The following is a 24,373-nucleotide window of genomic DNA, read 5'->3' as shown; positions in this document are numbered from 1 at the left end:
TTACGGCGTGTCCTGCAAAGGCCCACCCATCCCGCCCATCACGTATCAATCAAGGCGCCGCGAACGGAGCGCTCGAAAAAACCTTACTCCGCCAGCATCGCTGCCAGCTTCTCGCGGGCCGGGCCGGCCAGCTTCGGGTTGTCCAGCGCGAAGCGGATCGTCGCTTCCACCAGGCCCAGGTGCGTCCCGCAGTCGAAACGCGTGCCCTCGAAGCGGTAGGCATCCACCGGCTCCTGCGCCAGCAGCGCGGCAATCGCATCGGTCAGCTGGATCTCGCCACCAGCACCACTGCCGGTCTGTTCCAGCAGCTCGAAGATCTTCGGGCTCAGCACGTAGCGACCCACCACCGCCAGATCGCTCGGCGCGTCTTCCGGCTTGGGCTTTTCCACGATCTGCGAAATACGGCCCTTGCGGCCATCGAACGCCTCGGTGGCGACAATGCCGTAGCTGGCGGTCTTCTCATGCGGCACGTCTTCCACCGCAATCACGCTGGCACCGCTGGCCTCGTTCAGATCGGCCATCTGCTTCAGCGCACCGGCGCCGCGGTTCCAGATCAGATCGTCGGGCAGCAGCACGGCGAAGGGCTCATCGCCGATCACCGCCTTGGCGCACAGCACCGCATGGCCCAGCCCCAGCGCCTCGGCCTGGGTGACGAAGATCGCGCGCACGCCTTCGGGCAGCACGTGGCGGATCAGCTCCAGCTGTTCCTGCTTGCCGGCGCGCTCCAGCTTCTGTTCCAGCTCGTAGGCCTTGTCGAAGTAGTCGGCCACGGCGTGCTTGTAGCGGTTGGTGATGAACACCAGGGTGTCACAGCCCGCCTCGATCGCCTCGTCCACCGCGTACTGGATGAGGGGCCGATCGATGATCGGCAGCATTTCCTTGGGAACCGTCTTGGTGGCGGGCAGGAAACGGGTGCCCAGGCCTGCCACCGGGAAAACTGCCTTGCGAATGCGCTTGCTCATTAGTGCCTGCTGGCCTCTCGTGCGGGGAATGGCACGACTTTAGCGGACGACATGTAAGCGTCCTGTTCGATTGGCGAGAATTCGGGCATGGTCGCGAACAGGATTTCCTGGATGGCGCCGGTGTCGTAGCTCACCGTTGCCTCGCGCAGCTTGGGCACGTTGCCCAGCACCAGATCGCGCGAGAAGGTACGCACGCCGGCCTCCAGCACCTTCGGGTGCGAGGTCGGTCGGTAGTCTTCGTCGGAATAGAACAGCGTCTCGTGCAGCTTCTCGCCCGGGCGCAGGCCGGTGTAGATGATCGGAATATCCTTGTACGGCTGCTTGCCGGCCAGGCGGATCATCTGCTCGGCCAGCACGCGGATCGGCACCGGCTCGCCCATGTCCAGCGTGTAGATGGCACCGTGCGATGCCGACGCGGCCGCCTGCAGGATCAGCTGGCAGGCCTCGGGAATGGTCATGAAGTAACGGGTCACTTCCGGATCGGTCACCGTGACCGGGCCGCCGCGCAGGATCTGTTCGCGGAACAGCGGCACCACGCTGCCGGCCGAGGCCAGCACGTTGCCGAAGCGCACGGTCACGAAACGGGTATGCGTGGACTTCTGGTCCAGGCTCTGGCAGATCATTTCCGCATAGCGCTTGCTGGCGCCCAGCGCATTGACCGGGTCGACCGCCTTGTCGGTGGAAATGAACACGAAATGCTCCACGCGCGCTTCCAGGCAGGCGCGTGCCACGTTTTCAGTGGCCAGGATGTTGTTGCGCACGGCTTCGCGCAGCTGCCGTTCCAGCACCGGCACGTGCTTGTAGGCGGCGGCATGGAAGGCCGTATCGACCGGGTGCAGCGACAGCGCATGGCGCATCACTGCCGGGTCGCCACAGTCGCCCAGCACGGCCTCTACTTCGATATCGGGGAAGCTGCGGCGCAGCTCACCTTCGATGGTCAGCAGCAGCAGCTCGCTGATTTCCACCAGCACGATGCGGCCGGCGCCATGGCGCGCGCACTGGCGGCACAGTTCCGAACCGATGGAACCACCGGCGCCGGTGACCATGACGGTACGCCCGCCCAGCCAACCGCGGATCAGGTTCCAGTCCGGCATGATCGGCTTGCGACCCAGCAGGTCTTCGATCGCCACTTCCTTCAACTGGCCCGGCAGCGACTGGCCCTGCAGGATGTCGCTCAGCTTGGGCACGGTGCGGAACGGCACGCCGGTGCTTTCGCAGATGGCGACCACGCGTTGCATGCCCACCGCATCGAGCGAGGGAATGGCGATGACCAGCAGCTTGGCCGCGCTTTCGCGCACCACCGCCGGGGCATCGTCCAGGGTGCCCAGGATCGGCAGGCCCTGCAGCTTGGCGCCGCGCAGGTGCGGGGCGTCATCGAGCAGGCCCACCGGTTCGAAGTTGCCGGAACGGCGCAGGTCGCGCACCAGCGTTTCGGCAGCCTGGCCGGCGCCGAGGATCAGCACCCGGCGCGCGGTCGAATCGGACTGCAGCGACTGGTAGTCCTTCCATGCGCGGTACAGCAGGCGCGGCGCGCCCAGCAGGGCCGACAGTGCGAAGGGATAGATGACCAGCACCGACATGGGCACGCCGTTGAAGCGCTTCCAGGCCAGCACCAGCACGATGGCGACCAGGCCGATGAAGCTGGCCTTGAAGATGTTCAGCAGGTCGCTGACGCTGGCGAAACGCCACAGGCCGCGGTACAGGCCCACGCGCCAGAACACGATGCCCTGCAGGGCCAGGACCAGCGTGGTGTCGACATTCCACAGCGGCAAGGCCGGAGCGTCGGCCAGGATCGAGTAGCGACCGGCATGCAGCAACTGCCAACAGGCCCAGACCATGAACAGGTCGTGGCAGACGATGGCCGTGCGCGGCAAAAGACCGAGGATTCTGTCCCGCCAAGGTGAAGACATATTTCGCTTAATTCCTTATCGATTGCGCAATCCATTGCGCAGGAGGAGCCAGAGCAGAGTCAGCGCGGCAAACCACGCGACCGCTACGACAGCCTCCCACCTCGGCTGCAAGCTGGAGCAAACATTGAACACTGTAATACTGAACAGACCCAAAACAAAATACATCCCTGTGACCTGTGCGTGGCTGGCTCCTGCCTGCACTGCGCGCTGGTAGACATGCTGGGTGTGGGGTTCCATCCAGCGTTGCCCGGAGAGCATGCGCGCCAACAGTGTGAAGCCTGCGTCCACAAGGAAAGGTGAAATCGGCACCAGCAGCAGCATCCACTGGATGTTGGTCTTCAGGCTGGCGATGGCCAGCACGACAGATACCGCATAGCCCAGGGCGCCGCTGCCGACATCGCCCATGAAGATCTTCGCCTTGGGGAAATTGAACGGCAGGAAACCCAGGCAGGCCAGGCCCAGGGCAATGGCGGCCAATGAATAGGGCCACGGCAGCACCGGCGCCAGCCCCAGCGCGGCGATCACCGCCTGGCTGCTGGCGATGCCGTTGATGCCATCCATGAAGTTCCAGATGTTGATGAGCGAGGTGGTGAAGAACAGCACCAGCGCGGCCAGCAGCCAGCTGCCGCCATGCAGCTTCACCAGCCCGGCCAACAGCGCGGCGGCGACCACGTGCACGCACAGACGGCGCACCGCCGGCAGCGGGCGATGGTCATCCCACCAGCCGATACCGGCCACCAGCACCAGGCCCAGGCTGGCGATCAGCACGCTGCCTGCGGCGTCGGGCCAGGCCCACATCGCGGCACCTGCGGCCACCAGCAGGCTGATGACGATGGCGATGCCGCCACCGCGCGGGGTGGCCACGGTATGGCTGCGGCGTTCGCCCGGCTGGTCCAGCAGTTGCCGGCGCAGGGCGTAGCCCCGTGCGGCCCACGTCAATCCGGCGCTGAGCAGGGCCAGGCCCAGCAGCGCGCCCATCACCAGCCAGGGCATGGCTCAGAGCACCGCGTAGTTCAGCAGCGGCTTCACGGTGCCCCACTCCTTGCAGCTCGGGCACTGCCAGTGGTGGGTACGCGCGCCGAAGCCGCAGCGCGTGCAGCGGTAGGCCGGGTTGCGCACCAGCAACTGATCGGTGATGTGCTTCAGATCGTGCAGGGTGGCGGTGGAATCGGCGCCCTCGGCCAGGGTCAGATCGATCAGCGCCGATTCGCCACGCACCGACGGGCGGTCCTTCAACTGGCGGCCCAGATAGGCACGCGCCGGGGCCACGCCTTCCTGCTCTTCCATCAGGCGGGTGAGCGCCAGCACCGGGGCGATGCCACGGTAGTGTTCGGTCATTTCCGACAGGAACGCGCGGGCACCGCCGAGGTCACCGACCTTGCGGTAGTTCTCCATCAGCGCCGGCAGCAGCTCGGGCAGGTATTCGGGGTCGTTGCGGGCGGCGCGCTCGAACGCACGCACCGCCGCTTCGGCATTGCCGGCATCCGTTTCCAGACGGCCTTCAATGATGCCGGCGCGCACCGACATGGCATCGGCCTGGTAGGCACGGGCGATGGCTGCCCTCGCCTCGTCCAGCTTGCCGGCGCCACGGAAGCGCTCGGCCAGTTCGCATTCGAACTGCCCGATCAGCTTGCCCATCGGCTCGCCGGTCACGTCTTCGAAGCGGGTGGCGTTGTCGATCGCCTTTTCCCAGTCGCGCTCGGCCTGGTAGATGCCGATCAGGTGCTTGAGCGCCTGCGGCGCACGCTGGTCCAGCTGCGCCAGTTCGGTGAACACGGTTTCGGCACGGTCCAGCAGGCCGGACTTCATGTAGTCCTCGCCCAGTGCCAGCAGCGCCTGCACGCGCTGTGCGTCGCTCAGGTCGTTGCGGTTCACCAGGCCCTGGTGCAGGCGGATGGCGCGGTCCACTTCGCCGCGGCGGCGGAACAGATGGCCCAGCGCGACCTGGGTCTCGAAGGTTTCCTTGTCCAGTTCGGCGATATGCAGGAACAGTTCGATGGCCTTGTCCGGCTGCTCGTTCAGCAGGTAGTTCAGGCCACGGAAATAGGTACTGGACAGGCGGCTGACCTGGTTGTCACCGTGGCGTTGACCGCCACGCCGGCCGATTACCCAGCCTGCAACGGCAGCCAGCGGCACGAACAGGAAAAACCAGAACCACTCGGTGACGAAATCCATCTTCGATCAGCGTCCATCAAAAGATTGGGGGGAAGTAACCGGGGCCGACGTGGCGGCCACCGACTTGTTGGCGCGGCGCAGCTGGCTGTAGAGCGGAATGACCACGCTTACCAGCACCAGCCCGGCACCGACGACCACGCCGACCAGCAGTGCGGCGATCAACGCCACGCCAACCGACGTATGCAACTGGGTGAACAACAGGTTGATCGACATGTCGGTCATGTTGACCGCGCCGATGATCAGGCCAAGGATCAGGACTGCCAGCAGCACCAGCAGACGGAAAACCTTCATGCGACAGCTCCAATGGCAGGAGCCTGTAGCTTATCCGACTGGCGGGAAAAATCGCACGTCGTCGCGCGACAGGACCTTCAGGCCGGATCGGCGTCCAGCGGCAGCACGCTGCTGACCCGCTCGCGCAGTTCCTTGCCCGGCTTGAAATGGGGAACGTGCTTGCCCGGCAGGGCCACCGATTCGCCGGTCTTCGGGTTGCGACCCAGGCGCGGCGGCCGGTAGTGCAGCGAGAAGCTGCCAAAGCCACGTATTTCGATGCGATCCCCGGCAGAGAGGGAACCGCCCATCATTTCCAGCAACGACTTCACCGCCAGATCGACATCATCGGCCTTCAGGTGCGCCTGGCGGCGCGCAAGGATTTCGATCAGTTCGGATTTGGTCATCGCTGGCTCACATCAGGGGTCACTCAGCCTGAAACGGCCCGGGCAATGCCCGGGCCGTCCAGGAAACAACGAACAGCTACAGGCCGATATTACTCGGACTTGTTGCCGTTCAGCTGCGCACGCAGCAGCGCGCCCAGCTGGGTGGTGCCGCTGGAAGCCGAAGAGGACTGGTATTCCTCCAGCACTTCGCGCATTTCAGCGTCGTCCTTGGCCTTGATCGACAGCTGCAGGGTGCGGCCCTTGCGGTCCATGCCCACGAACTTGGCTTCGACCTTGTCGCCGACCTTCAGGTGCTGGGTGGCGTCGTCAACGCGCTCGTTGGCGATGTCGCGTGCCGAGACGTAACCTTCGATGCCGTCAGCCAGCTCGATGATCGCGCCCTTGGCGTCGACTTCCTTCACCACGCCTTCGACCTTGGAGCCCTTCGGATTGGCAGCCATGTACTGGCCGAACGGATCCTGCTCCAGCTGCTTCACGCCCAGGGAGATGCGCTCGCGTTCCGGATCGACGGCCAGGACAACGGCGTCCAGGGTGTCGCCCTTCTTGAAGTTGCGAACGACGTCTTCGCCGGTGGTGTTCCAGCTGATGTCGGACAGGTGGACCAGGCCGTCGATGCCGCCGTCCAGGCCGATGAAGATGCCGAAGTCGGTGATCGACTTGATCTGGCCCGACACCTTGTCACCCTTCTTGTGGGTGGCAGCGAAGGTTTCCCACGGATTGGCGGCAACCTGCTTCATGCCCAGCGAGATACGGCGACGCTCTTCATCGACGTCCAGCACCATCACTTCGACTTCGTCACCAACCTGCACAACCTTGGACGGGTTGACGTTCTTGTTGGTCCAATCCATCTCGGAGACGTGCACCAGGCCTTCGACGCCCGGCTCGATCTCAACGAACGCGCCGTAATCGGTGACGTTGGAGACCTTGCCGAAGACGCGGCTGTTGGCCGGGTAACGACGGGCGATGTTATCCCACGGATCTTCGCCCAGCTGCTTCAGGCCCAGCGAAACGCGGTTGCGCTCGCGGTCGAACTTCAGCACGCGCACGTCCAGCTCGTCGCCGACGTTCACGACTTCGGACGGATGGCGCACGCGCTTCCATGCCATGTCGGTGATGTGCAGCAGGCCGTCGATACCGCCCAGGTCCACGAACGCGCCGTAATCGGTCAGGTTCTTGACGACACCCTTCAGGATCGCGCCTTCCTGCAGCTTGTCCATCAGCTGCTCGCGCTCTTCCGAGTGCTCGCTTTCGACGACAGCGCGGCGCGAGACCACGACGTTGTTACGCTTGCGGTCCAGCTTGATGAGCTTGAATTCCAGCTCCTTGCCTTCCAGGTAGGCCGGATCGCGCACCGGGCGCACATCGACCAGGGAACCCGGCAGGAAGGCGCGGACATCCTTGATGTCCACGGTGAAACCACCCTTGACCTTGCCGCTGATGCGGCCGGTGATGGTTTCGTTCTTTTCCAACGCTTCTTCCAGCTCGTCCCACACCATCGCGCGCTTGGCCTTCTCGCGCGACAGGACGGTTTCGCCGAAGCCGTTCTCGATCGAGTCGAGGGCGACCTTGACGATGTCGCCTTCGGCGACGTCGATTTCGCCAGCGTCGTTACGGAACTGTTCGATCGGCACGATGCCTTCGGACTTCAGGCCAGCGTTGATCACCACGACGTCGCCGCGGACTTCAACAACGGTACCGCTGACGATGGCGCCCGGCTTCAGCTTGGCCAGGTTGGCCTGGCTGGCTTCAAACAGTTCGGCAAATGATTCGGTCATTAGATTTACTCTGTTGGACACATGGGTCGGTGGCGTCCCCTTCAGGGGAATGGCGACCGCCCGCCTGTTGGTCGACCCCGGAAACGCAGGTCGTGTGTAGTAGGAAAACCGCCACGCATCATTGCGCGACGGAGCTTGTACAGCACTGCATTGCGCGACCACCGCCGGTGTTGCTGGCAGCGCTCCTGCGCGAACGGATCAGGCAGCCGGAACCGGAAGCAGATCCATCACTCTGGCAACGACATCTGCGATGCCGATGCCTGTGGTGTCGATGAGGACGGCATCGTCTGCCGGCTTCAGGGGCGCCACGGTACGCTGAGCATCACGGGCGTCGCGGGCCATGATCTCGCGCAGGAGGTCATCAAAGCTAACAGAAACCCCCTTGTCTTTCAACTGCTTATGCCGGCGCTCGGCGCGCTCTTCGGCACTGGCGGTCAGGAACACCTTGTAGGGGGCGTCGGCGAAGATGACCGTGCCCATGTCGCGGCCGTCGGCGACCAGGCCCGGCAGCTCCCTGAATGCGCGCTGGCGCTCTTTCAACGCCGAACGCACCTCGGGAATGGCGGCAATGGCCGAGGCCAGCGCGCCGGTGGTCTCCAGGCGCAGCTCGTCGGTGGCATCGGTGCCGTTCACCAGCACGCGCATGGCATCGCCCTGTTCAACAAACTGAACGCGGGTGTCGAAGGTGCAGCGCACCAGCGCCGAGGCGTCGGAGGTGTCGATATCGGCCCAGCTGGCCGCCACGCCCACCGCCCGGTACAGCGCGCCCGAATCCAGGTAATGCCAGCCCATGCGGCGCGCCACGATGCGGCTGATGGTACCCTTGCCAGCCCCGGACGGGCCGTCGATGGTCAGGACGGGAGCGAGTGGATTCATGGGGGTCCTTGCGCGTGTGAAGGGGCCATTCTAGCCCCTGCCAGACGCCCTGCGCGGCGACTTTCGTGCAACCACTTGAAACCACGGAGAAAAGCCCGGTAGAATGGCGGGCTTGAACGAGCGTCAACTGCCGATTGTCTTTCGCATATCGCGGCCACGCTCCACCCGAACAACTACTGTTTACGCCGAGGTATGCCATGAAAGTCCTGTCCTCCCTGAAGTCGGCGAAGGCCCGTCACCGTGACTGCAAGGTCGTGCGTCGTCGTGGCAAGATCTTCGTCATCTGCAAGTCGAACCCGCGTTTCAAGGCGCGCCAGCGCTAAGCCTTCCGGCCTTCGGGCCCAGGCTGCCCCACGCGGGGCGACCCGATGCAAAAAACCGCCTTCGGGCGGTTTTTTGTTTATGCGGCTTTTTTCCGCCGTTTTTGCTGTAATCGCCTTTCTTGACCACTGGGGAGTAGTTCGAGATGAAGCGTTACCTGTCCACCCTGGCCGTACTGGCCACCCTGGCCGCCGCCACGCCGGCGCTGGCCGACACCCTGCTGATCGACCGCGCCCGTGAAAAGCCGTCCACCGCCCTGCCCGTCCGCGGCCAGAGCATGCAGCAGGTACAGTCGCAGTTCGGCGCGCCGAGCGAACAGCTGCAGCCGCGCGGCGGCCAGAAGCGCCAGTGGCCGACCATCCACCGCTGGGTCTACCCGCAGTTCACCGTCTACTTTGAAAAGCAGAAGGTGATCGATGTGGTGGCCAACCAGGCCGACCCGAACGAAATCGGCCCGAAACCGCCGATCCGTTGATCCCCCACCCCGCCCGTGGCGGGCCCGTGTAGCGAGACCATGAACCAGAACCTTCGTTTTCCTGCCGAATGGGAAGCCCAGAGCGGCGTCCTGATTGCCTGGCCCACCGCCGACACCGACTGGGCCGACCGCCTGGGCCAGGTGGAAGAGACCTACATCGCCCTGGTTGCGGCCATCACCCGCTTCCAACCGGTGCTGATCTGCGTGGCCGATGACGATGTGGAGACCTATGCCGAAATGCGGCTGCGCTCCAACCGCATCGACATGGACAAGGTGCGCTTCACCACGGCGGCCTACGACGATACCTGGCTGCGCGATTCGGGCCCGATCACCCTGCGCCGCGCCGACGGCGGCTTCCAGCTGCTGGACTTCCGCTTCACCGGCTGGGGCGGCAAGTTCGACGCCACCCTGGACGACCAGCTGGTGGGCGTGCTGGACCAGGCCGGTGTGTTCAACGACGCACCGGTGCGCAGCATTCCGTTCGCGCTGGAAGGCGGCGGCATTGAAACCGATGGTGAAGGCACCCTGCTGACCACCTGGAAGTGCCTGCACGAACGCCACCCGGACCGCGACCGCGAAAGCCTGAGCGCCGACCTGGCCGACTGGCTGCAGCAGGACCGCGTGCTGTGGCTGGACCATGGTTACCTGGAAGGCGACGACACCGACGCCCACATCGATACCCTGGCCCGCTTCGCCTCGCCTGACAGCATCGTCTACCAGGCCTGCGACGACCAGAGCGATTCGCACTACGCCGAACTGCAGGCGATGGGCAACGAACTGGCCGCGCTGCGCACCAAGGACGGCAAGCCGTACCGCCTGTTCCCGCTGCCGTGGGCGCAGCCGGTGATCGACGAAGGCCGCCGCCTGGCTGCGTCGTACGCCAACTACCTGATCGTCAACGGTGCGGTGCTGATGCCGGCCTACGGCGATCCGGCCGACGACCTGGCCCGCGACGTGCTGGCCCTGGCCCACCCGGGCCGCGAGATCGTGCAGGTGCCCTGCCGCTCGCTGATCTGGCAGAACGGCAGCCTGCACTGCATCACCATGCAGTTGCCGCAGGGCCTGCTGAAGGCCTGATGCACCATCGCCGGGCCCCGCGCCCGGCCGTCCCTTGGATGCAACATCGCCGGGCCATGCCCGGCGAGCGCAGCGGCGTCCTGAAAATCCGCCGGGCATGGCCCGGCGCTACCGTGTGCGAACGCCATTCAGCGCGCGACACGCCGTCACCGTCCATCCGCGCTAACATGCAGGTTTTCCCCCGCAGGAACGCCCCGCATGAACTCGCGCAGCCCCCTTACCGTCGCCCTGATCCAGGAGCGCAACCACGGCGATGCCGCCGCCAATCTGGCGGTGATCGAAGCGCGTGTGGCCGAGGCGGCTGCGCAAGGCGCGAAACTGGTGCTGCTGCAGGAACTGCACAACGGCCCGTACTTCTGCCAGCACGAATCGGTGGACGAGTTCGACCTGGCCGAGCCGATTCCCGGCCCCAGCACCGAACGCCTGGGCGCGCTGGCCAAGAAGCATGGCGTGGTGCTGGTTGGCTCGCTGTTCGAGCGCCGCGCCGCCGGCCTGTACCACAACACCGCCGTGGTGTTCGAAAAGGACGGCACCCTGCTGGGCAAGTACCGCAAGATGCACATCCCCGATGACCCGGGCTTCTACGAGAAGTTCTACTTCACCCCGGGCGACATCGGCTTCAAGCCGATCGATACCTCGGTGGGCCGCCTGGGCGTGCTGGTGTGCTGGGACCAGTGGTACCCGGAAGCGGCGCGCCTGATGGCGCTGGCCGGTGCCGAACTGCTGCTCTACCCCACCGCCATCGGCTGGGACCCGGACGATGTGCAGGATGAAAAGACCCGCCAGCGCGACGCCTGGGTGCTGAGCCACCGCGGCCATGCCGTGGCCAACGGCCTGCCCGTGCTCAGCTGCAACCGCGTGGGCCACGAAGCCTCGCCGCTGGGCGCGTCGGGCATCCAGTTCTGGGGCAACAGCCACGTGCTGGGCCCGCAGGGTGAATTCCTGGCCGAAGCCGGCACCGACGCCACCGTGCTGGTGTGCGACGTGGACCTGCAGCGCAGCGAGCACGTGCGTCGCATCTGGCCGTTCCTGCGCGACCGTCGCATCGATGCGTACGGTGATCTGCTGAAGCGCTACATCGACTGATCCGGAGACCCGGCATGGCCGTCCTCATCCGTGATGCCGGCCCGGCCGACATCGCTGCGATCACCGCGATCTACGCGGTGGAAGTGACCGATTTCGTCAACACCTACGAGTACGACATTCCGGATGCGGCCGAGATGCTGCGCCGCATGCGCGACATCATCGACCGCGGCTTCCCCTACCTGGTGGCCGAGATCGACGGCCAGGTGGCCGGCTATGCCTACGCCAACACCTACCGCACCCGCGTGGCCTACCAGTGGACCGTGGAAAATTCGGTCTATGTCGATGCCGCCTTCCAGGGCAACGGCGTGGGTACGCGCCTGCTGCAGGCACTGATCGATGCCTGCACCGCGCGCGGCTACCGGCAGATGGTGGCGGTGATCGGCGAACCCACCAACACTGCCTCCATAAAGCTGCACGAACGCTTCGGCTTCCACCTGGTGGGCGTGTTCCAGGGCCTGGGCCGCAAGCACGGCCGCTGGCTGGACACCGTGCAGATGCAGCGCGCGCTCGGCGACGGCGCCGACACCGCCCCTTCCAATGAATGACCCCATGACTGAAACCCTTCCCGAAACCGGCGACGATCTGTTCGCCGGCCAGCCGGTGCGCGTTGTCGAGCGCGACGGCGTGCGCTACACCCTGCTGGGCACCGCCCACGTTTCCCACGCCAGCGTGGAGACCGTGGAAAAGGCCATCGACAGCGGCCGCTTCGATGCGGTGGCGGTGGAACTGGACCCGCAGCGCCTGCAGGCACTGAGCGATCCGGACACGCTGGCCAAGCTGGACCTGGTGGAAGTGATCCGCAAGGGCCGCGTGGCCCTGTTCGCCGCCAACCTGGCCTTGTCGGCCTACCAGCGCCGCCTGGCCGAGCAGCTGGGCATCGAGCCCGGCGCCGAGCTGAAGCGTGCGGTGGACCTGGCGCGCGAGCGCAACCTGCCGGTACACCTGATCGACCGCGAAGTGGGCCTGACCTTCCGCCGCGCCTCGCAGCGCCTGGGCTTCTTCGGCAAGCTGAAGCTGGTGGCCGGGCTCGGCGCCGGTCTGTTCTCGTCCGAAGAAGTGGGCGAGAACGAGATCGAGAAGCTGAAGCAGGGCGACATGCTGGAATCGAGCTTTGGCGAGTTCGCCAGCGAAAGCCCGGCGCTGTACGAAACCATCATCGGCGAGCGCGACCGCTACATGGCCACCCGCCTGCGCGAGGAACACAGCCCGCTGCAGCGCGAGGTGCTGGCCGTGGTCGGCGCCGGCCACCTGGCCGGCCTGGCGCGCTACCTGGAAACCGACAACGACGCCCCGGCAGCGCTGCGTGCCGAGCTGGAAGCAGTGCCGAAGAAGCGCAACATTCCCTGGTTCACCCTGGCGATCCTGGCCATCGTGGTGACCGGCATCGGCGTGGGCTTCTACCGCGGCGGGCTGGGCGTGGGCACCGAACTGCTGGCGACCTGGGCGATGTACACCGGCGGCCTGGCCGGCCTGGGCTGCCTGCTGGCCGGCAGCCACCCGTTGAGCATCCTGACCGCGATCGTGGTGGCACCGTTCAAGCCGTTCCGCCTGAGCATTCCCACCGGCGCGTTCTCGGCGCTGGTGGAAGCGCGCCTGCGCAAGCCGGCGTACGAGGATTTCCTGAAGCTGCGCGACGACGCGCAGAGCCTGAAGGGCTGGTACCGCAACCGGGTCACCCGGGTGGTGCTGACCTTCATGCTGACCAACCTGGGCAGCATGCTGGGCCTGTGGCTGACCGCCGGCCGGGTGTGGGGCAAAGTCGCGGGTTGATTCCAGCGCCCCGCCGGGCCATGCCCGGTTCTACTGGTAGGTGCCAACCTTGGTTGGCACATCATTCCAGAGCGAAAACGGCCACGCATCGCGTGGCCTTTTTTGTGCCGCGCTTCCGGTGTTGATAGCCGCCGCCGGGCATGGCCCGGCGCTACTGCCTTGCGGTGATGGGTAGCGCTGGGCCATGCCCTGCGAAAAAAGGGGGAGACCGCCCCACTACGACCGGTCTCCCCCCACCACTACACACGGTGTTGCCGCCATTGGCGGTAGTCGAGCCAGCTCGACGCTACGCAGCGGTGGCCGCGGTATTGTCGAGGCCGCGGGCGCGGCGGATCAGGCGTACGGCGGCGTTTCGCAGGTCGTCCAGCAGGGCGTAGATCGTGGGCAGGAACAGCAGGCTGACCACGGTGGAGAACGCCAGGCCGCCGGCAATCGCGCGCGCCATCGGGGCGTATTCCGGGCCATCGCCGAACATCTGCGTGTTGGTCAGCGAGATCGGCACCATTGCCAGGATCGCCGTGCCCATGGTCATCATGATCGGGCGCAGGCGCTCGCGTGAGCCCTCCACCAACGCCTGGGTGCGGCCCATGCCGCCACGCCGCAGATTGTTGATGTGCTCGATCATCACGATACCGTTGTTCACAACCACGCCCATCAGCACCAGGATGCCGATGAAGGACATGATGCCGAACGAGGTGCCGGTGATCCAGAACAGCCAGAACACGCCGAAGATCGAGAACAGCACGCCGCTCATGATCGCCGCCGGGAACAGCAGTGATTCGAACACCGCAGCCATCACCACGTAGATCATGACCAGTGCGATGAGCAGGTTGAACACCATCTGCTGCATGGCTTCATCGTCGTTGCCGTAGTCGCCACCGTCGAAGCTGTAGCCATAGCCGGCCGGGAAGTTCATCGGCTTGAGCACGGCCTCGATCGCCTTGCGGCCATCGGGTGCGGTGATCTTCTCGGCCAGGTTGGCCTTGATGGTGAGCGTGGTCTGGCGGTTGGTGCGGCCGATCTGGGTGGCCGACGAACCCACGTCCACGCTGACCAGGCTCAGCAGCGGCACGCTGCGGCCATCGCCGGTGCGCACGCTGAAGCCGGCCAGGTCTTCCGGGCTGCTCTGTTCGGCACCAGCGAAACGCACCCAGACCGGCACTTCGTTGTCGCCACGGCGGAACTCGCGCATGGGGGCGCCACGCAGGGCCAGGCCGACGAAGCTGGCCACCTGTTCGGCGTTGAAGCCGAAGGCCGCGGCACGTTCGCGGTCGACGTGCACCTTCAGCTCGCCGCCCTTTTCGCCGTTGTCGATGCGCACGTCGCGCAGCTCGCTGCGCTGTGCCAACAACGGCAGCACTTCCTGGCCGATCTCCTGCAGCAGGGTGCTGGAATCGCCCACCAGCTGAACCTGCACGCCCTGGTTGCCACCGCCGCCGCCATCGCCGCCCTGGTTGCCGACGAAGTAATCGGTACGCGCGGATTTGGGCAGGCCCTTGCGGATTTCCTCCTGCAGCGCCTTGATGTCGTTGGCGTGCTTCTCGTCCAGGGTGACCACGGTGGAGCTGCCTTCCTGTTCGCTGTACCAGGAATACACCTGCTGCACGTGCAGGCGCTCGCGGTTCTCTTCGATCCACGCTTCCACGCGCCCCACTTCCTCGGACATCTGCCGGTAGGTGTAGGCGCCCTTCCACATGTAGCCGATGAAGATGTCCTTGCCACCTTCGCCGCCAAACATGTCCACCTTGGTCAGCTTCATCGGCACCAGGCTGACCAGCACCACCAGCACGATGCCCAGCAGGCTCCAGCCACGGTGGCGCAGCGACCAGTCCAGCAGCTGCGCGTAACGGTGCTGCAGGCGCGCGATCACGCCGGTCTGCGAATGCACCAGCTTGGGCGTGGCCATGCGCGCTGACAGCATGGGAATCAGGCTGACGGCCACCAGCCACGAGGCCAGCAGCGAGACCGAGATGGTGATCGCGATCTGCGCCATGAAGATGCTGATGTTGTTGGTTTCACCAAACAGGTTGGGCACGAACACGATGCAGTGGCACAGGGTGCCGGCGCTGAGCGCGATGGCCACGTTGCGGGTGCCGATGATCGAGGCCAGCCGCGGCTGCCCGGGCATGCGCTCGCGTTCCTGGTAGATGCTTTCCACCACCACCACGGCGTTGTCCACCAGCATGCCCACCGCCAGCAGCAGGCCCATCATCGTCAGGATGTTCAGGGTGACCCCGGCGAAGTACATGAAGCCCAGGGTGATGGTGAAACAGATCGGAATGGCCAGGGTGACCATCAGCGTGGACGGCCAGTGGCGCAGAAAGAAGAACAGCACGGTGACCGACAGGATCAGGCCGACTGCACCGGCTTCGGCCAGTTCCAGCAGCGAAGACGTGACCGCCTTGCCCTGGTTGTCGATCACCTTGATCTGCACATCGCGCATGGAATCCTGCGCGCGGATCGCTTCCACTTCGGCCAGCGCCGCGCGCGAGACTTCCACCAGGTTCGCACTGCGCTCCTTGTAGATGTCCAGGCCCACCGCCGGGTTGCCGTCCAGCCGGCGGCCGTAGTTCATGCGCGCCGGCTTCAGGCGCACATCGGCGATATCGCCCAGGCGCAGGCCGGTCGCATTGATCACCAGGTCGCGCATTTCCTGCAGGTCGGTGATCTCGCCCACCGGCTGCACGCGCACGCGCTGGCCGTTGTCGTCGATCTGCCCGGCCGAGATCGAGAAGTTCAGCGTGCGCAGGCGCTCGCTCAGTTCGTTGATGCTCAGGCCGTGGGCGTTCAGCCGGTTCGGGTCGATGGCGATCTCGACCTCGTTCGGCGGCGCGCCGGTGATGTCCACGCGGGCCACGCCGGGAATGCGTTCGATGCGCCGCTTGAACTCGCGGTCCAGCATGTCATACGCAGTGGTCAGGTCGGTGGTGCTGGCCAGGCGCACCTTCAGCACCGGCTGGTCGCTGCTGGACCACTTGAACACGTTGTAGCGTTGCAGGTCGTCGGGCAGGTCGCTGCGGATCGCATCGATGCGTTCGCGCGCATCGGACGCGGCAATGGCGATGTCGCGGTCCCAATCGCTGAACTCGATGAAGATCGACGCCGCCTCGGCGGTGGCCGACGAGCGCATCCGCTTGATGCCGGTCATGGTGGCCAGGGATTCCTCCACCGGCCGGATGATGGTGCGCTCCACCTCTTCCGGCGTGGAGCCGGTATAGGGAATCTGCACGAACAGGAACGGCGCGGAGATGTCCGGCAGCGCTTCCAGCGGCAGCCGGAACGAGGCGATCAGGCCGACCACCACCAGCGACACGAAACACATGATGGTGGTGACCGGGCGACGGATGGAAAACTCGGCAACGCTCATGCCGGTTCCTCCGCGCCCGCCGCGCTGCCGGTGGCGCCGTGCAGGCCTTCACCGGCGTGCTTGCGGCCGCGTTCGCGGTAGTAGGCATCGCCGCGGCGGTCCATCAGGTCGTACACCACCGGAATGACCAGCAGGGTGAGCAGGGTGGACACCAGCAGGCCGCCGATTACGGTGATGGCCATCGGCGCGCGCACCTCGGCGCCCTCGCCCATCGCCACCGCCAGCGGCAGGAAGCCGAACAGCGTGCACAGGGTGGTCATGATGATCGGCCGCAGGCGCGAGCGTGCCCCTTCCACCAGCGCTTCGTGCTTGGCCACGCCGGCTTCGCGCAGCTGGTTCACCTTGTCTATCAGGATGATCGCGTTCTTGGTGACCAGGCCGACCAGCAGGATCAGGCCGATGAACACCACCACCGAAATGGGTTTCCCGGTCAGCATCAGCGCCAGGATGGCACCGACCAGCGCCAGCGGAATGGTGAACAGGATGACGAACGGGTGCAGCAGCGATTCGAACTGCGAGGCCATCACCAGGTAGACCAGGAAGATGGCCAGGCCGAAGGCGAAGATGAGCGAGGTGGCGGCCTGCGCCAGCTCTTCGCCCTGCCCGCCGATGTGCAGGCCCACGCCGGCACCCAGCGGCTGTTCGGCCACCATCTGCTGCACTTCGCGCATGGCCGCGCCCAGATCGATGTCGCGCAGGTTGGCCGAGACCACCGCCACGCGGGTCTGGTCGGCGCGGTGGATCTCGCTGGGGCCACTGGTGGCGATGACGTCGGCCACTGCATCCAGAGTGACCGGACGGGTGCTGCCCGGATTGACGATCAGCCGGCGGATGCTGTCCACGCTGGCGCGGTCGCCTTCCTGGGCGCGCACCAGCACGTCGATCTTGCGGTCGCGGAAGCTGTAGCGCGTGGCCACGTCGCCGCGCACCTTCTTCACCACCACATCGGCGATCTGCCGGGTGGTCAGGCCCAGCGCACCGGCGCGTTCCTGGTCGAAGCGGATCTGGATTTCCGGGAAGCCTTCTTCCACGGTGGATTTGACGTCGGCGTAGTGCGCGTTGCCACGCAGCAGCGCGGCCAGGCGCTGGCCGGCCACTTCCAGGGTGGCCATGTCCTGCCCGCGCAGCTCGATTTCCAGCGGCGTAGAGAAGCTGAACAAGGCCGGCCGCGCGAAGTCGACCTGCGCGCCCGGGTGCTGGCCCATGCTGTCACGCAGGCGCTCGGTGATCTCCGCTTCGGTCTTCGCGTTGCCGCCACCGGCCATCACCACGGTCAGCTTGCCGATGTTCTCACCGCTTTCGGTGGGGCTGGCATCCAGCCGGGTGCCGCTGCCGCTGACGCCGTACAGCGAAGCCACGCCCTGGCTCTGGCCATGGGCCAGCTGCAGTTCGCGCACCAGTGCATCGGTCTGCTTCAGCGGCGTGCCGGCGGGCAGCTTCACGGTCATTTCGAAGCGGTCCTGGGCCAGCTGCGGAATCAGGTCCGCACCCAGCATCGGCACCATGGCCATGGTGGCCACGAAAGCCAGCCCGGCCAGGCCCAGCACCTTGCCCGGGTGGGCCAGCGCATTGGGCAGCAGGCGCAGGTAACCGCGCTCGGCGCCGGCATAGGGCTTCATGGCGATATCGCTGGCCTTGCGCATGACCGGGCCGACCACGGCCACGATGCCGCGCCACACCCGCACCACCAGCCAGGCCAGGGCGAAGAAGCTCCAGCGCACGCTGGCCACGAACCCACGACGACCCAACGCGACCGGCTTCTGCCAGCGGCTGTCCGGCCGCCACGCGTCGGCGCCGGGTTCTTCCGGGAACGCCAGCGGCGGGCGGCCCTTCAGCGAGCTGAGCATCGGGATCAGGGTCATCGACACCAGCAGCGAAATGGCAATGGCGATGGCTACGGTCAGCGCCTGGTCGCGGAACAGCTGGCCGGCGATGCCATCGACGAACACCAGCGGCAGGAACACGGCGATGGTGGTCAGGGTGGACGCCACCACCGCCATGCTCACTTCACGGGTACCGACGATGGCCGCCTGCAGGATGCCCAGGCCACGTTCGCGCGCCTTGGCGATGCTTTCCAGCACCACGATCGAGTCGTCCACCACCAGGCCGGTGGCCAGGGCCAGACCGCCCAGCGACATCACGTTCAAGCTCAGGCCAAGCTGGCCCATGAAGAAGAACGTGGCGATGATCGACACCGGCAGCGACAGGCTGATGACGAAGGTGGACCAGCCATCGCGCAGGAACAGGAAGATGATGAGGATGGCCAGCAGGCCACCGATCACCGCGTCCTTTTTCACATCGGCAATGGCGTGTTCGATGAAGCGCGACTGGTCTTCGATGGTGGTCAGTTCGGCATCGGACGGGAAGGTGCTCTTGATCTGTTCCAGACGCGTGCGCAGGGCCTGCGCGGTGGCAACGGTATTTGCATCGCCTTCCTTGTAGATGGCCAGCTCCACCGATTCCTTGCCGCCCAGGCGGATGATCGCTTCGCGTTCCTTGTAGCCCTGGCGCACGGTGGCCACGTCTTTCAGGCGCACCGGCACACCATTGGCGACCACACTGGAATTGCCCGAAGAGGCACTCTGCGCGGCCGACGCAGCGGCAACGGCGGCCGCCGAGCCGGTGGAGGCGGCGATGGTGAACATCTGCTGCAGGGCCGAATCGGCGGCACTGCCGTTGGACGACTGGGTGGTGACCAGCAGGTTGCGGATCTCTTCCAGATCGGCGAACTGGTTGACGGTGCGCACCAGGAAGCGCTGCGAGCCCTCCTCCAGGCGGCCACCGGAGATGTTGATGTTCTCTTCCTTCAACCGCTTGATGACGGTGTCGATGGGCAGGTTGAGCTGGGCCAGCTTCTGCTGGTCGATGTCCACCTGGATCTCATCTTCAAGACCGCCGCCCACCTTCACCGCGGCCACGCCGGTCACCGGTTCCAGCTTCTTCTTCAGGTCTTCGTCGGCATAGCGGCGCAGCCCGGTCAGTTCGCGGATCGCATCTTCGTCGCTGGCCGGCGCGGCCTTGGTCGACAGCACCAGGCGCATGATCGGCTCGGTGGACGGATTGAAGCGCAGCAGCACCGGCGCCTTGGCCTCCAGCGGCAGGTTCAGCGCTTCCATCTTGTCGCGCACTTCCAGGCTGGCCTGGTCCATGTTGGTGCCCCAGGCGAACTCGAGCACCACATCGCTCTGCCCGGTGCGCGAGACCGACTTCAGCTTGCGCAGGTTCTTGACCACGCCCACCGCTTCTTCCACCGGCTGGCTGATCAGGCTTTCGATTTCGGTCGGCGCCGCGCCGGTGTATTCGGTGCGCACGGTGAGCGTGGGATAGCTCAGGTCCGGCAGCAGGTTTACTTTCAGGTTGCCCAGCGCGATCAAGCCGAACAGCAGCAGGGTAACCGTGCACATGGCGATGGTGACGCGGCGGCGGGTGGCGAATTCCACCAGGCCGCCGCGCATGCCGGAGGCGGCGCCGTCGCTCGCCGGCGAGGCACCGTGGTCGTGGCCCGGGGCGGTCATTGCTGGCTCCCGGCCTTGTCTGCGGGCTTGGCCGCGGCCACCGTGGCCGGCTTGGCCTTGGCCTTGGCGTTGGGATCGGCGATGACCTGCACCGCCGTGCCATCGCGCAGTGCCACCTTGCCGGCCGTGACCACCTGGTCACCGGCGGCCAGGCCTTCGCGGATCTCCACCCACGGGCCTTCGGCATAGCCCAGCTTCACCGGTACGCGGGCGACCTTGCCGGCGCGCACGCGGAACACTGCCGGTTCGCCATCGTCCAGCAGCGACAGGCGCGGCACCACCAGTGCGTCGGCGCGCTGGTCGTAGTCGATGCGGATGCGGCCGAACATGCCCGGCTGCAAGGCGTGCGCGGCGCCATCGAAGGCACTGACCACGCGGAAGGTGCCGCTGCCCGAATCGACCACCGGCGCGATGCGGTCCACCGTGCCGGTGAAGCTCTGCCCCGGCAGCGCGTCGGCCGACAGCGTGACCGGCTGGCCGGCACGCAGGGTGGCCAGTTCGCGCTCGGGCACGTTCAGCGTGGCCTCCAGCCGCGAGTTGTCGACGATGCGGAAGATGGGCGTGTTGATCTGTACGAAGTTGCCGGTCTTGATCGAGCGCGAGGCGATGACGCCGGAGATCGGCGCCACCACCGTGGTGTAGGACAGTTCCAGCGTGGCCAGGCGGTACTGGGCGCGCATGTTTTCCAGGTCGTAGCGCAGCTGGTCCACGTCGGCGGCGCTGACCATCTGCTGGCCCACCAGCTTCTGGGCGCGCTGGTAGTTGTTTTCCAGCTTGCGCAGCTGCGCTTCGCTCTGCGCCACGGCCAGGCGTGCGCGATCGGGGTCCAGGCGCACCAGCGGCTGGCCGGCGGAAACCCGCTGGCCCTCTTCCACCAGCACCGCCAGCGCCACGCCGGAGGTCTTGGCTACCACCTGCGATTCGGCGCGCGGTTCCAGCGCGGCCGTGCCGGTGTAGCTGGCGGCCACGGCGCGATGGCTGGCCACGGCCACTTCCACCGGTACCGCATCGACCTTCTTCTCGTCCTTGGTTTCGGCCTTGGCCTCGGCGTTGGGCCCGGCGGCGCAACCGCTCAGCAGCACGGAGGTGGTGAGCAGCAGCGCGGCAGCACAAGTTGCGCTGCGGCGGCCCGGCAGCAAGATGGAGTACGACATCGTCAGGTCCCTGGAAGATGCGTGGACGGGGGTGTGGACAGGTGTGCTACCAAAGTAATGCACCACTTCACGGCCACACCATATCCCAAAGGTCATGGTGCCTTCACGCCGCTGGTCGGACCGCCCCCATTTCAGCTAGATGAAACCTGCGGCTATACTCGGGACCGTTCCGTACCCCACGCCGGAACGACCAGACCCGAATCCCGGAAACGACATCATGCGCCCGCAGCCGCTCGCCGCTTGTCTCGCTCTGGCCGTCCTCCTGCCCCTTGGGGCCGCCGCACAGCCCGCTCCTGCTTCTGCACCTGCCACACCCGCACCGGCCCCGGCACCTGCCGCCACGCCGGCGCCTGCCGCGCCCAGCGGCAACTTCGACAATGGCCGGGTGCTGGCCTACACCTGCCAGGGGTGCCATGGCATCACCGGTTACAAGAACGCCTACCCCAGTTACCGGGTGCCCAAGATCGGTGGCCAGAGCCAGCAGTACCTGACCCAGGCCCTGACCGAGTACCGCCAAGGCAAGCGCCGGCATCCGACGATGCAGGCGCAGTCGATGAGCTTCAGCGAACAGGAGATCGCCGATCTCGCTGTTTACCTGTCCACCGTCAAGTAAGGCCCGCCCATGTCGAAAGCCGCGCATCCCGTGCGTCACGCCATCGCCCTGTCCGTCGCCCTGCTGCTGGCCGCCTGTTCGCAGTCGCAGGTGGAAAACAGCGAGAAATCCGCCGCCGACCCTGGCCATGCCAGTGGCGAGCACGGCTCGTCATCGTCGGCCGGCCTGCCGGCCGGGCGCGAAGCCGCCGGCGAAGCCCGCGCGAAGGTGAAGGGCAAGGCCACCAACCAGAGCTGCATCGATTGCCATGGTGCCGACGGCAACGCGCCGATCGACCCGACCTACCCCAAGCTGGGCGGCCAGTACGGCGATTACCTGGCCCATGCGCTGCAGGCCTACCGCGCCGGTGACCGCGAACATGCGCTGATGACGCCGCAGGCCAAAGACCTGAGCGACCAGGACATTGCGGATCTGGCAGCGTACTTCGGCAGCCGGACCAGCCAGCTGCGGGATCTGCACGGGGTGAAATGACCCCGCCATCCACGCATGGCGTGGATCTACCGGGCATCGGCGCCGGCCGCCGGCTCTGGTAGGTGCGGACCTTGGTCCGCACACATTGCGCCGTCCGCCTTCCGGTAGCGCCGGGCCATGCCCGGCGGATCACCCGATGCGCCGCGCTGCGCGCTCGCGGGGCATGGCCCCGCGCTACCGCATGCCGCGCGATCAGCCTTCCAGCTCTTCCCAGCGCGCGTACGCCGCGTCCAGCTCGGCCTGCACCTTGGCCAGCTGCTGGGTGTGGGCGGTCACTTCGGCGCTGCTGCGGGTGTAGAACGAGGGGTCGTTCATCGCCGCGGTCAGGCCTTCCACATCGCCTTCGAGCTTTTCGATGGTCTTGGGCAGCTGCTCCAGCTCGCGCGCTTCCTTGTAGCTGAGCTTGCGCTTGGCGGCGGCCGGTTCGGCAGCGGCCGGTGCCGGCGCGACGGCCGGCGCCAGCTTGGCCACCACCGGTGCCACCGGGCTGCTGATGCTGGCCGCGTAGCGCTGCCAGTCGCTGTAACCGCCCACGTATTCGCCGATCACACCATCGCCTTCCATCACCAGCGTGGAGGTCACCACGTTGTCGATGAAATCACGGTCGTGGCTGACCAGCAGCAGCGTACCGGTGTATTCGCCCAGCAGCTCTTCCAGCAGCTCCAGGGTCTCCACGTCCAGGTCGTTGGTCGGTTCGTCCATCACCAGCAGGTTGGACGGCTGCGCGAACAGCTTGGCCAGCAGCAGGCGGTTGCGCTCGCCACCGGACAGGCGGGTGATCGGCGCACGCGCGCGCTCGGGGGTGAACATGAAGTCCTGCAGGTAGGCATGCACGTGCTTGCGCTTGCCGTTGAACTCGAGGAAATCGCGGCCTTCGGCCACGTTCTCGATCGCGCTCCAGTCTTCGCGCAGCACCGCACGGTACTGGTCGAAGTAGGCAATCTGCAGGTTGGTGCCGGCGTTGACTTCGCCCTTGGCCGGCTGCAGCTCACCCAGCAGCAGCTTCAGCAGCGTGGTCTTGCCGCTGCCGTTGGGGCCGATCAGGCCGATGCGGTCGCCGCGCAGGATGGTGGTGGTGAAGTCGCGGACCATGGTGCGCTCGCCGAAGGCGAACGAAATGTCCTTGACGTCGATGACCTTCTTGCCGGAGCTGACGCCCTGCGCGGCTTCCATCTTGACGTTACCGCTGAGGTCGCGGCGCTGCGAGCGCTCGGTGCGCATTGCCTTCAGGCGGCGCACGCGGCCTTCGTCGCGGGTGCGGCGGGCCTTGATGCCCTGGCGGATCCAGACTTCTTCCTGCGCCAGCAGCTTGTCGAAGCGGGCGTTTTCCTGCGCCTGCGCGTTGAGGCGTTCCTCGCGGCGGCGCTCGTAGTTGGCCCAGTCGCCCGGCCAACTGGTGACCTGGCCGCGGTCGATCTCGACGATGCGGGTGGCCAGCGCGCGCAGGAAGCGGCGGTCATGGGTGACGAACACGACGCTGCCGCTCCAGCCCTTCAGGAAGGCTTCGAGCCAGTCGATGGCTTCGATGTCCAGGTGGTTGGTCGGTTCGTCCAGCAGCAGCACATCCGGGCTGGACACCAGCGCGCGGGCCAGCAGCACGCGGCGCTTCATGCCGCCGGACAGGCGGCCGAATTCGGCTTCGCCGTCCAGGTCGAGCTTGGTCAGGGTTTCGCTGACGCGCTGGTCCAGGCCCCAGCCGTTGGCGGCATCGATCTTGGCCTGCACGTTGCCCAGCGCTTCGCCGTCGAATTCCTCGGCATGGCTGAGGTGGTGGAATTCGGCCAGCCACTGGCCCAGTTCGCCCAGGCCGTCGGCCACGACGTCGAACACCGAACCGGCGGCGCCATGCGGCACTTCCTGTTCCAGGCGGGTGACGCGCACGCCCTGCTGCACGCGCACTTCGCCGTCATCGGGCTTGTGGTCGCCGGACAGCAGCTTGAGCAGGGTGGATTTGCCGGCGCCGTTGCGGCCGATCAGGGCGATGCGTTCGCCCGGCTCGATCGACAGTTCGGCCTTTTCCAGCAACAACGGGCCGCCGACGCTGAAGTCGACGTTCTGCAGAGTAATCAGAGGCATCCCCATAGTGTAAGGGTTGGGGAGGTCAGCCGGAATCTCGGCGGGTAGCGTCGACGGGTAGCGTCGACTGTCAGTC

At 66.2% G+C, this 24,373-nt stretch carries 19 protein-coding genes and 1 pseudogene; 8 read left to right on the top strand and 12 right to left on the bottom strand.

Annotated features, from left to right (window positions below):
* Positions 1-83 precede the first annotated feature (83 nt).
* From galU to cmk, 8 genes are all read right to left on the bottom strand, one after another.
* A complete protein-coding gene (gene galU / locus C1930_RS08725) occupies positions 84-962 on the bottom strand; it encodes a UTP--glucose-1-phosphate uridylyltransferase GalU (RefSeq protein WP_108752873.1) in 879 nt (292 codons plus the stop codon).
* Positions 962-2,872, bottom strand: coding sequence for a nucleoside-diphosphate sugar epimerase/dehydratase (locus C1930_RS08720; protein WP_199912419.1), 1,911 nt, complete (start codon positions 2,870-2,872; stop codon positions 962-964). Before C1930_RS08720 ends, galU begins: the two co-directional genes overlap by 1 nt.
* 15 nt (positions 2,873-2,887) lie before the next feature.
* Positions 2,888-3,865 (bottom strand): glycosyltransferase family 4 protein, encoded by a 978-nt coding sequence (locus C1930_RS08715; protein ID WP_108755987.1) that lies wholly within the window; start codon positions 3,863-3,865, stop codon positions 2,888-2,890.
* Between the two features lie 3 nt (positions 3,866-3,868).
* Positions 3,869-5,047: a lipopolysaccharide assembly protein LapB gene (gene lapB, locus C1930_RS08710; RefSeq protein WP_108752871.1), complete on the bottom strand. Its 1,179-nt coding sequence runs from the start codon at positions 5,045-5,047 to the stop codon at positions 3,869-3,871.
* Positions 5,048-5,053: 6 nt separating this feature from the next.
* Positions 5,054-5,338, bottom strand: coding sequence for a lipopolysaccharide assembly protein LapA domain-containing protein (locus C1930_RS08705; protein ID WP_108749389.1), 285 nt, complete (start codon positions 5,336-5,338; stop codon positions 5,054-5,056).
* A gap of 77 nt (positions 5,339-5,415) precedes the next feature.
* Positions 5,416-5,721 (bottom strand): integration host factor subunit beta, encoded by a 306-nt coding sequence (locus C1930_RS08700; protein WP_005409286.1) that lies wholly within the window; start codon positions 5,719-5,721, stop codon positions 5,416-5,418.
* A gap of 89 nt (positions 5,722-5,810) precedes the next feature.
* A complete protein-coding gene (rpsA, locus tag C1930_RS08695) occupies positions 5,811-7,496 on the bottom strand; it encodes a 30S ribosomal protein S1 (RefSeq protein ID WP_057498113.1) in 1,686 nt (561 codons plus the stop codon).
* A gap of 198 nt (positions 7,497-7,694) precedes the next feature.
* Positions 7,695-8,372, bottom strand: a complete 678-nt coding sequence (gene cmk / locus C1930_RS08690) for a (d)CMP kinase (protein ID WP_108749388.1) — start codon at positions 8,370-8,372, stop codon at positions 7,695-7,697.
* A 197-nt stretch (positions 8,373-8,569) separates the two neighbouring features.
* Between cmk and ykgO the strand changes: the two genes are divergently transcribed.
* The 6 genes from ykgO (at position 8,570) to C1930_RS08660 (ending at position 13,101) form a co-directional block, all read left to right on the top strand.
* A complete protein-coding gene (gene ykgO, locus C1930_RS08685) occupies positions 8,570-8,695 on the top strand; it encodes a type B 50S ribosomal protein L36 (RefSeq protein ID WP_005409283.1) in 126 nt (41 codons plus the stop codon).
* A 143-nt stretch (positions 8,696-8,838) separates the two neighbouring features.
* Positions 8,839-9,168: a hypothetical protein gene (locus C1930_RS08680; protein ID WP_108771500.1), complete on the top strand. Its 330-nt coding sequence runs from the start codon at positions 8,839-8,841 to the stop codon at positions 9,166-9,168.
* A 39-nt stretch (positions 9,169-9,207) separates the two neighbouring features.
* Positions 9,208-10,245 (top strand): agmatine deiminase family protein, encoded by a 1,038-nt coding sequence (locus C1930_RS08675; protein ID WP_108761817.1) that lies wholly within the window; start codon positions 9,208-9,210, stop codon positions 10,243-10,245.
* A gap of 198 nt (positions 10,246-10,443) precedes the next feature.
* Positions 10,444-11,331 carry a carbon-nitrogen hydrolase gene (locus C1930_RS08670; RefSeq protein WP_046983810.1) on the top strand — a complete coding sequence of 296 codons (888 nt, stop codon included), beginning with the start codon at positions 10,444-10,446 and terminating at the stop codon, positions 11,329-11,331.
* A 14-nt stretch (positions 11,332-11,345) separates the two neighbouring features.
* On the top strand, positions 11,346-11,876 hold the full coding sequence (locus C1930_RS08665; protein WP_108755985.1) for a GNAT family N-acetyltransferase: 531 nt from the start codon (positions 11,346-11,348) through the stop codon (positions 11,874-11,876).
* On the top strand, positions 11,869-13,101 hold the full coding sequence (locus C1930_RS08660) for a TraB/GumN family protein (protein WP_108755984.1): 1,233 nt from the start codon (positions 11,869-11,871) through the stop codon (positions 13,099-13,101). The genes C1930_RS08665 and C1930_RS08660 overlap by 8 nt, the downstream gene beginning before the upstream one ends.
* 286 nt (positions 13,102-13,387) lie before the next feature.
* On the opposite strand, the gene C1930_RS08655 is transcribed toward C1930_RS08660, so the two are convergent.
* The 3 genes and pseudogenes from C1930_RS08655 to C1930_RS08645 all read right to left on the bottom strand — a co-directional run bounded on the left by C1930_RS08655 (position 13,388) and on the right by C1930_RS08645 (position 21,137).
* Positions 13,388-16,468 carry an efflux RND transporter permease subunit gene (locus C1930_RS08655; RefSeq protein WP_108771499.1) on the bottom strand — a complete coding sequence of 1,027 codons (3,081 nt, stop codon included), beginning with the start codon at positions 16,466-16,468 and terminating at the stop codon, positions 13,388-13,390.
* Positions 16,465-19,917, bottom strand: a pseudogene (locus C1930_RS08650) (efflux RND transporter permease subunit); the annotation flags it as partial. The pseudogene C1930_RS08650 and the gene C1930_RS08655, both read right to left, overlap by 4 nt.
* A 62-nt stretch (positions 19,918-19,979) precedes the next feature.
* Complete coding sequence (locus C1930_RS08645; RefSeq protein ID WP_199912418.1) at positions 19,980-21,137, bottom strand: efflux RND transporter periplasmic adaptor subunit; 1,158 nt, start codon at positions 21,135-21,137, stop codon at positions 19,980-19,982.
* A 217-nt stretch (positions 21,138-21,354) separates the two neighbouring features.
* Between C1930_RS08645 and C1930_RS08640 the strand changes: the two genes are divergently transcribed.
* Positions 21,355-21,750 carry a c-type cytochrome gene (locus tag C1930_RS08640; protein ID WP_108752863.1) on the top strand — a complete coding sequence of 132 codons (396 nt, stop codon included), beginning with the start codon at positions 21,355-21,357 and terminating at the stop codon, positions 21,748-21,750.
* 9 nt (positions 21,751-21,759) lie between these two features.
* Positions 21,760-22,221 (top strand): cytochrome c, encoded by a 462-nt coding sequence (locus tag C1930_RS08635; protein WP_108752862.1) that lies wholly within the window; start codon positions 21,760-21,762, stop codon positions 22,219-22,221.
* Positions 22,222-22,413: 192 nt separating this feature from the next.
* Here the strand turns inward: C1930_RS08635 and C1930_RS08630 are convergent, their stop codons facing one another.
* Positions 22,414-24,297, bottom strand: a complete 1,884-nt coding sequence (locus C1930_RS08630; protein WP_108752861.1) for an ATP-binding cassette domain-containing protein — start codon at positions 24,295-24,297, stop codon at positions 22,414-22,416.
* Between the last annotated feature and the right edge of the window lie 76 nt (positions 24,298-24,373).

The organism is Stenotrophomonas sp. SAU14A_NAIMI4_8 (genome assembly GCF_003086695.1).
Lineage (GTDB): Bacteria > Pseudomonadota > Gammaproteobacteria > Xanthomonadales > Xanthomonadaceae > Stenotrophomonas.
This window is presented reverse-complemented; position numbering and strand designations above follow the sequence as displayed.

What these genes read in the sequence shown, in the direction of transcription:
- galU (WP_108752873.1), bottom strand. Translation starts at nt 962, where the DNA reads ATGAGCAAGCGCATTCGCAAGGCAGTTTTCCCGGTGGCAGGCCTGGGC.
- C1930_RS08720 (WP_199912419.1), bottom strand. Translation starts at nt 2,872, where the DNA reads ATGTCTTCACCTTGGCGGGACAGAATCCTCGGTCTTTTGCCGCGCACG.
- C1930_RS08715 (WP_108755987.1), bottom strand. Translation starts at nt 3,865, where the DNA reads ATGCCCTGGCTGGTGATGGGCGCGCTGCTGGGCCTGGCCCTGCTCAGC.
- lapB (WP_108752871.1), bottom strand. Translation starts at nt 5,047, where the DNA reads ATGGATTTCGTCACCGAGTGGTTCTGGTTTTTCCTGTTCGTGCCGCTG.
- C1930_RS08705 (WP_108749389.1), bottom strand. Translation starts at nt 5,338, where the DNA reads ATGAAGGTTTTCCGTCTGCTGGTGCTGCTGGCAGTCCTGATCCTTGGC.
- C1930_RS08700 (WP_005409286.1), bottom strand. Translation starts at nt 5,721, where the DNA reads ATGACCAAATCCGAACTGATCGAAATCCTTGCGCGCCGCCAGGCGCAC.
- rpsA (WP_057498113.1), bottom strand. Translation starts at nt 7,496, where the DNA reads ATGACCGAATCATTTGCCGAACTGTTTGAAGCCAGCCAGGCCAACCTG.
- cmk (WP_108749388.1), bottom strand. Translation starts at nt 8,372, where the DNA reads ATGAATCCACTCGCTCCCGTCCTGACCATCGACGGCCCGTCCGGGGCT.
- ykgO (WP_005409283.1), top strand. Translation starts at nt 8,570, where the DNA reads ATGAAAGTCCTGTCCTCCCTGAAGTCGGCGAAGGCCCGTCACCGTGAC.
- C1930_RS08680 (WP_108771500.1), top strand. Translation starts at nt 8,839, where the DNA reads ATGAAGCGTTACCTGTCCACCCTGGCCGTACTGGCCACCCTGGCCGCC.
- C1930_RS08675 (WP_108761817.1), top strand. Translation starts at nt 9,208, where the DNA reads ATGAACCAGAACCTTCGTTTTCCTGCCGAATGGGAAGCCCAGAGCGGC.
- C1930_RS08670 (WP_046983810.1), top strand. Translation starts at nt 10,444, where the DNA reads ATGAACTCGCGCAGCCCCCTTACCGTCGCCCTGATCCAGGAGCGCAAC.
- C1930_RS08665 (WP_108755985.1), top strand. Translation starts at nt 11,346, where the DNA reads ATGGCCGTCCTCATCCGTGATGCCGGCCCGGCCGACATCGCTGCGATC.
- C1930_RS08660 (WP_108755984.1), top strand. Translation starts at nt 11,869, where the DNA reads ATGAATGACCCCATGACTGAAACCCTTCCCGAAACCGGCGACGATCTG.
- C1930_RS08655 (WP_108771499.1), bottom strand. Translation starts at nt 16,468, where the DNA reads ATGAGCGTTGCCGAGTTTTCCATCCGTCGCCCGGTCACCACCATCATG.
- C1930_RS08645 (WP_199912418.1), bottom strand. Translation starts at nt 21,137, where the DNA reads ATGTCGTACTCCATCTTGCTGCCGGGCCGCCGCAGCGCAACTTGTGCT.
- C1930_RS08640 (WP_108752863.1), top strand. Translation starts at nt 21,355, where the DNA reads ATGCGCCCGCAGCCGCTCGCCGCTTGTCTCGCTCTGGCCGTCCTCCTG.
- C1930_RS08635 (WP_108752862.1), top strand. Translation starts at nt 21,760, where the DNA reads ATGTCGAAAGCCGCGCATCCCGTGCGTCACGCCATCGCCCTGTCCGTC.
- C1930_RS08630 (WP_108752861.1), bottom strand. Translation starts at nt 24,297, where the DNA reads ATGCCTCTGATTACTCTGCAGAACGTCGACTTCAGCGTCGGCGGCCCG.